Source organism: uncultured Campylobacter sp. (assembly GCF_938045465.1).
In the GTDB taxonomy this organism is placed as follows: domain Bacteria; phylum Campylobacterota; class Campylobacteria; order Campylobacterales; family Campylobacteraceae; genus Campylobacter_B.
On the sequence record NZ_CALIBF010000127.1, the window covers coordinates 1 to 7,070 of the forward strand.

A 7,070-nucleotide genomic window follows, 5' to 3' on the forward strand; every position below is an offset into this window, starting at 1 on the left:
CCGAGCCCCGCAGGCACGCCCGTAACGCGCGTTAGCACGCAGCCGCCGATACTATCGCCAGCATTTTTGACGCTTAAAATAAGCTCCTTCTGCGCGCCCTCCACAGCGGGATCAAGCGCGAAAATTTCACTGTTTTGCGCAAAGTCGAAATCTAAATTTTCCGCGTAAATTTCGCCCACGCCATAAATTCCGCTTTCTACGGAAATTTTAAAGTGATTTAACAGGATTTGTGCAAACGCTCCCGCAGCCACGCGCACGGCGGTTTCGCGCGCGCTTGCCCGCCCGCCGCCTCGGTAATCGCGCAGTCCGTATTTGGCAAAATATGAAAAATCGGCGTGTGCGGGGCGGAAAATATCTTTGAGATCTTCGTAGTCCTTTGAGTGCTGATTTGCGTTGCGGATAATAAATCCGATCGGCGCGCCGGTGCTGCGACCGTCAAAAATTCCGCTTAAAATTTCGATCTCATCGGCTTCTTTGCGCGGCGTAGCGTATCTGCCGCCCGGTTTGCGGCGGTCAAGCTCGCTTTGGATATTTGAAGGCTCGATCGCCACACCAGCTGGGAAACCGTCCAAAACGCCGCCAATCGCCGCGCCGTGGCTCTCGCCGAAGGTGCTAAGGCGCAATCTCTCGCCGAAGGTGTTCATAGCGCGGCGCCTCCTTGATCGCCGTCGCCTTGTCTATCCGTATCACGCCCGCTTCGCTCATTGCTTCTTTTAGCGCTCGGCGTGCCGCTAGGTACGCCGGCGCGGTCGCTTTTTTTGCCGTCCCGCGCCCGTCCGCTGCCGCCTCGTGAGCCTTTTCTACCGTCCTGAACGCAGTTTGCGCCGCTTTGTGCGTCGCTAGCGCATGCTGCTTGCTCGCCACTTGTTGCGCTAGTGCCGTGCGAGGCGCCGTTTTGTAAAAGCTCGAGCGCGATTTGCGCGCATTTTTGCTCGGCCTCCTTTTTGCTCGCTCCCACGGCGGATGATAGCCGCTTGCCGCCTACGAGCGCCGCCATTTCGAAGCTTTTTTTGTGATCGGGGCCGCTCGAGCCTAAAAGGACGTATTCGGGCGTGACGCCGAATTTTGCCTGCGTGAGCTCTTGCAGCGCGGTTTTGTAGTCTCGCACGAGCTCGTTAAAGCTGATGCGCGGATAGAGGATTTCTAAGATTGCGGTCGCGATGCGGGCGGTGTTTTGCAGCCCGCTCTCAAGATAGACGGCGCCCATTATCGCCTCAAAGGCGTCCGAAAGCAGCGATGGTTTCTCGCGTCCGCCGTTGCGCTCCTCGGACAGCGACATATTCAGGTTTTCGCCGATGCCCAAAAATTTTGCAAATTTAGAAAAGCTGCTTTCGTTCACGAGCGCGGCGCGCAGCTTGCTCAGATCGCCCTCGTCGCTGCTAAATTTTTTGAAAAGATACTCGCCCACGATCAGATCCATCACCGCATCGCCTAAAAATTCCAGCCTCTCGTTGTTGTGTCCGTTTTTGGCGCTTTTGTGCGTAAGAGCGATCTTGAGGTGGGCCTGGTTTTTAAATTTATAGCCCAGTTTTTCTTGTAGTTTTTCTAAATTTTGCATCTTTGCCCTTTTTATAAAATTTTACGAAATCAGCGGCGGCTCGCACGCAAACGGCATCCGGTGCGAACAAAACCTGCACAAACGAAACGAATAAGTGTAGGCATATCCCGCGCCAAATTTGCACTAATGCGCCGAATAAAACGCACCGTTGCCGATCTGAGGCAAATAAAATTTAAACGTGCCCACTAATCCTAACGCAAATCGCGCCGAAGCTCGCTCGCCGCAAATTTAATCTTCGCCAAAAACGCACCTGTCACAAATACAAGAGGCCGATCGTGTGAGCAAACGCACTAAACCAGCTTCGGGCGATAAATTTACGCCGAAGCGGCTCTGCGTGCAAAGCAAACGCGGGCAAATCCATGCTTAATCCGCGCAACCGCGAGCTTTGTCGTAGAATTTCAGCCTTTTATCGCTTCTGCAGCCGCGCGAGCCATAGCGTCGCACTCCTCGTTTTGCGGATGACCCGCATGCCCTTTGACCCACGAGGCCCTGATCTCGTGAGGCGCCGCCGCCGCAAGGTATCTGCGCCACAGATCTGCGTTTTTCTTGCCCTTGAAATCGGTAACGACCCACTTTGCGAGCCAGGAATTTATCGCCTTAACGACATACTCGCTATCGGTAAAAAGCTCGACGCGGCAGGGCTGCTTAAGCGCGCTAAGCCCCATTATAGCGGCCGTTAGCTCCATTTGATTATTAGTCGTCATCGCTTCCGCGCCGCTTGCCTTTTTTATCGCGTCGCCGTATTGCAAGATGTAAGCCCAGCCGCCTGCTCCAGGGTTTCCGAGGCAGCTGCCGTCGCTAAAAAGTTTGACCGATTTCACCGGTTTTCTCCGAAATTTGCGCTCTGATCTCCATGCTGCCTAGCTCGTAGCAGACCGGGCAGCGGTGTGAGAAAAGCCCCACCGAGCTTTTGCACTTCGCGCAGGTGTAGCTAAAGCTAAGCCCGGCGTCATCAAAGCCCGCGTCTTTCATAGCCATAAGCGCGTTGATCTCAAAAATTTTACTCGCGCTCTGCGGCTTTTGATCGCTTCTTCCGAGCGCGTAAAAAAGCGCGTTGTACTCCGCATCCTGCGTGTTTACCGCCGCAGGGAAATCATAGATCAGATCGATCGCCTGCTCGATCGGCGGGAAGCGATCGAAACCCTCCATAGGCTCTTTGTTTTTGATAAAAAGCTCCATGCAGAACCGCCCCGCGCCTTTGAAGTTTAACTTTGAAATTTTAGCGATCTTTTTATTAAACGGCGTATTGGCGTCGTTTGCGATGATCTGGGCGCGCTCGAACTGGCTTTGAGCATATACTTCGGCGTCCTGTTCGCGCAGCGCGTCAAGCACCTCAAGCGCCTCATTAAAGCGCTTCAGCCGCTCATAAATCACCGTAAGATGCGTAAGAGCCTCTTTGTTTCTCGGGCGCAGCTTCAGCGCCTGCAAAAACACCTCTTCGGCGCGCCCTAAAAAGCCCGCTTTGAAATATACGATACCGAGATTGGTGAGGATAAACTCCCTCTGCACGCCGCCGCTAGCCTTACTTAGCGCGATTAGATAAATTTCTATCGCGCGCTCGAAGTCGCCGCTTTTGACGAAAGAGCTAGCTAAAATTCCAAGCGTCGGGATGTCTATTTGCGGGCTTGCCAAAAGCTGTCTGTGCTCGGTGCTAAGCGCGTCTAGGGTGTCAAATTTTTTGATGAAATTCTCTAGGCTCTGCCTCTCGTTTTTTTTAGAAAAAACTCCCCAAATGTAGCTTAGAATCGACACTAGCAAGATTATGCTTATCAGCATGATGAGCCCGAAAATCGGGTCGCGATCGTCTAAGAAAAAATTATCCAAATCAAACCTCGTCGCAAAAATAAAGGGCAATTATAGCAAAGTGCGGGTATAATTTCGCTTATGATTAAAAACGAAAGCATAGAAAATCTGCTGGCCACCGTAGATATCGTAGACGTCGTAGAAAAATATGTCCCGCTTAAGCGTAGCGGCGCGAATTTCGTAGGCGTCTGCCCCTTCCACGACGATTCGCACCCGAGCATGAGCGTGAGCTCCAAACTTGGAATTTTTCACTGCTTTTCGTGCAAAGCGGGCGGCAATGCGATTAAATTTATCCAAGATTACGAAAAGATAAGCTTTCCAGAAGCGGTCGAAAAGCTTGCGGGGATGTATAATTTCGCGCTGCAATACACCGGCGCCAAAGTCCAGGAGCGCAGCGAAGAGAAGAAGGTGCTTGAGATTTTAAACGCCTACTACCAAAGTTGCCTTTATCAAAATCCCGCCGCCGTGAAATACCTGCACGATCGCGGACTGAGCGATCAAAGCATTCGTAAATTCGGCCTTGGCTATGCAGGAGCTAGCGCGCAGACGATTAGAGTTTTGCAAAACGAAGAAATTCCGCCGCAAGATGCGCTAAATGCGGGCGCGGTGAAGCAAAACGAGCGCGGGCTCTATTCAAGCTTCATCGAGCGTATTACATTTCCGATCTACAACCACGCAAGCAAGCTTGTGGGCTTCGGCGGTCGCACGATAAGCGATAACCCAGCCAAATACGTCAATTCGCCGCAGTGCGCGCTGTTTGATAAATCTAAAATTTTCTACGCATTCGACCTTGCGAAAAAAAGCGCGATCGCCAAAAAAACCCTCATCATCACCGAGGGTTACATGGACGTCATCATGCTGCATCAAGCGGGCATCGATAACGCCGTAGCGGTGCTCGGCACGGCGCTGACGCCCGCTCATCTGCCGCTTATAAAGCGCGCGGAGCTTAACGTCGTGCTTAGCTTCGACGGCGACGCCGCAGGCATCAATGCGGCGATAAAATCGGCGCGGCTTTTGTGCCTGAATAAGATCGACTCAAGCGTCGCTATAATCGGCGGCGGTGCCGATCCTGCGGATATGATTGCGGCGGGCAAGGTGCGCGAGCTAGAGCAAATTTATGCTAGCGGGATGGAGAGCGGGGAGTTTCTGATCCGAAGAATCGCTAAAAAATACGACCTCGCCCGCCCCGTGCAAAAAGAGGCTGCGCTAAATGAGATCAAAGAATTTACCGCAGCGCTCGGCCCCGTGCTCGCCGAGTCCTATCAGGGCCTAGTGGCGCAAATTTTAAACGTCTCGCCGGGCTCGTTCAATCTCTCTAGCGGCGGTAAAAATTTCGGCGCGGGCTTTGAGGGGCGAAATTTTAACGAGGGCGGGAGCTTCGGCTCTTACGAAGGGTGCGGCGCAGACGGCAGGGGCGGCGCTAGCGCGAGCCTAAACGGCGGAAATTTTAATCGTTCGCAAAGCACGGCGCGTTACGAAAGCTCCGCGCCGCCTGCAGCTTCGGCGAAGCTCGGGCGCTCGCTACTGCGCCGCAAGGAGATCGCCGAGCTTCAGATCATAAAATCGATGCTGCTCGATGGCGAGATGGTACAGCTCGGGCTCGGCTGCTTGGAGCGGCGCGATTTTCGCATGCACGGCGATATTTTCGAGGCGTTTTTGGCTTTCGCTCGCAGCGGTGGGAATTTTAAAAATTTCATCATGGGCGAGGGCGGTAATGCGAATGGTAGCGCCTCCGAAAATTTTACTGCAGACGGCGCGGGAGAAAATTTTAACAGGGGCGAGGGCATGAATTTAAAAGGCGGCGAAAGCTCTAGCGAGCAAAATTTTAGCGATCAGGGCTTCGCAGGCGCCGTAAATTTAAAAGGCTCCGCGCAGCAGGGCGCAAGCAGCGGAGAGAAGCAAGAGGATGCAAATAACGGCGAGAGACGGAGCTCAAGCATCGGCGCAAAGCAAGGCGAGAGGGAAGCCGCAGCTCAAAATGTTCAAAGCGCTCAAAGCGTCCAAAATATTCAAAACGCCGAAACTAAAGCCCGCGAAAATCTGCGCGCGCTCGCGCTGGATGATGAAATTTTGCCGATCGGCGGCGCGGCGCTTTTTAATGACGCGTGCAAAATTTTACGCCGCAACGCCCTGCAAGATCTGATGCAAAAGCTCAAAAACTCCGACGCGCCCGACAAGATCGAGCGGATCTTGGAGTATCAAAAAAAGATCAATCAACTCAAGTAAAGGAACGAAATGAAGGCATTGGCGCTCTTTAGCGGCGGGCTTGATTCCATGCTCGCGGTCAAACTCATCGTCTCGCAAGGCATCGAGGTACTCGCGCTGAATATGGATATCGGATTTAGCGGCAAGGACGATAAGAGCGAGATCATGCGCCGCAGGGCCGCAGCCGCGGGGGCGGATTTTAAAAGTGTCGATATCAGAAGCGAATATCTGCGGCAGGTGCTTTTCGAGCCAAAATACGGCTACGGCAAGCACTTCAACCCCTGCATCGACTGCCACGGATATATGTTTAAGACCGCGCTTGCGATGCTACAAAGCGAAGGGGCGAGCTTCATCATCACGGGCGAGGTGCTCGGACAGCGCCCGATGAGCCAGCGCGCGCAGGCTCTAGCTCAGGTCGGTGGGCTTAGCGGCGATGAGGAGGGGCTGATCCTGCGTCCGTTGTGCGCTAAGCTGCTGCCGCCCACGACGCCCGAGATCAAGGGCTGGGTAGACAGGGGCGCGCTACTTGACATCAGCGGGCGCGGGCGCACTAAGCAGATGCAGCTGGCGGCAGAATTCGGCTTTGAGGATTACGAAACGCCAGCGGGAGGCTGTCTACTGACCGTGCAGAGCTTTAGCGAGCGGATCAAGGATGCGGTAAAATTTGAAAAGATCGAAACGCCCGCGGACGCTGAAATTTTAAAATTTGGACGCCATCTGCGCTTGCCGGGCGGCGCCAAGCTCATAATCGGACGCGACGAGAGCGACAACAAAAAGCTTGCCGCAGTGCAAAATCCAAAATTTAGCGAGATAAAATTTAAAGACGACGTCGTGGGCGCGCTAAGCCTGCTAAGTAGGGGCGCGAGCGAGGCGGATAGAGAGCTTGCGGCGAGGCTGGCGCTAACCTATGCCAAAACGGACGCCGCGCGCCGCTACGCTCTGCTCATAGACGGCAGCGAGCTGAGCACAAGCCCATTTGAGAGCAAGGATGCCGCCCGCGAGTATTTTGTATGATAAGCCATGTCAATAAATATAGGGATTGGAGTGCAATATGAAGCTTGAACGTTTTCCCGGTATAAATATTATAGTTGAAGAAAAACGTGTTGTTTTTGAATTAAAAATTAAAAACCAAAAATCTGTATATATGTGCCACCCATTTACAAATAACACTGGAGATATTGCGTTTGTTGATAGCATAAAATTCTTAGAATTATGACGTAATAGTAAAATTGATGTAGATAAAGAAATAAGCAATAAAACGGAAGATGGTTGGCGAGACGATTACAAATATAGTTGGGCAGAAGAGGGCTTTAACGGGGTCTTGGTAATCCTGTGCCATTGGCTAGAGTTTGTTGTTATTCTGATGAGTATTATGTACCAATAAAAGCAAGATGTATTCCGTTTTTTAAAAGGAATATGTGAAAGAAATAAAATACGCTTGTTCATTTTCTGACGGAATAACACGTGCTATTTGGCTGCTTTCTAATGGAGTGAAATCATTTCC

At 52.3% G+C, this 7,070-nt stretch carries 6 protein-coding genes and 1 pseudogene; 3 read left to right on the forward strand and 4 right to left on the reverse strand.

Going from position 1 to position 7,070, the window contains the following annotated elements; all coding sequences use genetic code 11:
* From aroC to Q0413_RS06210, 4 genes and pseudogenes are all read right to left on the reverse strand, one after another.
* The coding region (gene aroC, locus Q0413_RS06195; protein ID WP_298988115.1) for a chorismate synthase at positions 1-644 on the reverse strand (644 nt) is incomplete at its 3' end.
* Positions 645-895: 251 nt separating this feature from the next.
* Positions 896-1,558, reverse strand: a pseudogene (gene rnc, locus Q0413_RS06200) (ribonuclease III); the annotation flags it as partial.
* Positions 1,559-1,956: 398 nt separating this feature from the next.
* On the reverse strand, positions 1,957-2,379 hold the full coding sequence (gene rnhA / locus Q0413_RS06205) for a ribonuclease HI (protein WP_177387132.1): 423 nt from the start codon (positions 2,377-2,379) through the stop codon (positions 1,957-1,959).
* A complete protein-coding gene (locus tag Q0413_RS06210) occupies positions 2,357-3,382 on the reverse strand; it encodes a tetratricopeptide repeat protein (RefSeq protein WP_298988116.1) in 1,026 nt (341 codons plus the stop codon). The genes rnhA and Q0413_RS06210 overlap by 23 nt, the downstream gene beginning before the upstream one ends.
* A gap of 60 nt (positions 3,383-3,442) precedes the next feature.
* Here Q0413_RS06210 and dnaG point away from each other — a divergent pair, with 60 nt between their 5' ends.
* Genes dnaG through Q0413_RS06225 form a run of 3 tightly spaced genes read left to right on the forward strand, consistent with a single transcriptional unit; the run spans position 3,443 to position 6,782 of the window.
* Complete coding sequence (gene dnaG / locus Q0413_RS06215) at positions 3,443-5,587, forward strand: DNA primase (protein ID WP_298988117.1); 2,145 nt, start codon at positions 3,443-3,445, stop codon at positions 5,585-5,587.
* A gap of 9 nt (positions 5,588-5,596) precedes the next feature.
* Positions 5,597-6,580: an argininosuccinate synthase domain-containing protein gene (locus Q0413_RS06220; RefSeq protein WP_298988118.1), complete on the forward strand. Its 984-nt coding sequence runs from the start codon at positions 5,597-5,599 to the stop codon at positions 6,578-6,580.
* Positions 6,581-6,617: 37 nt separating this feature from the next.
* Positions 6,618-6,782, forward strand: coding sequence for a hypothetical protein (locus Q0413_RS06225; protein WP_297897552.1), 165 nt, complete (start codon positions 6,618-6,620; stop codon positions 6,780-6,782).
* Positions 6,783-7,070: the final 288 nt, after the last annotated feature.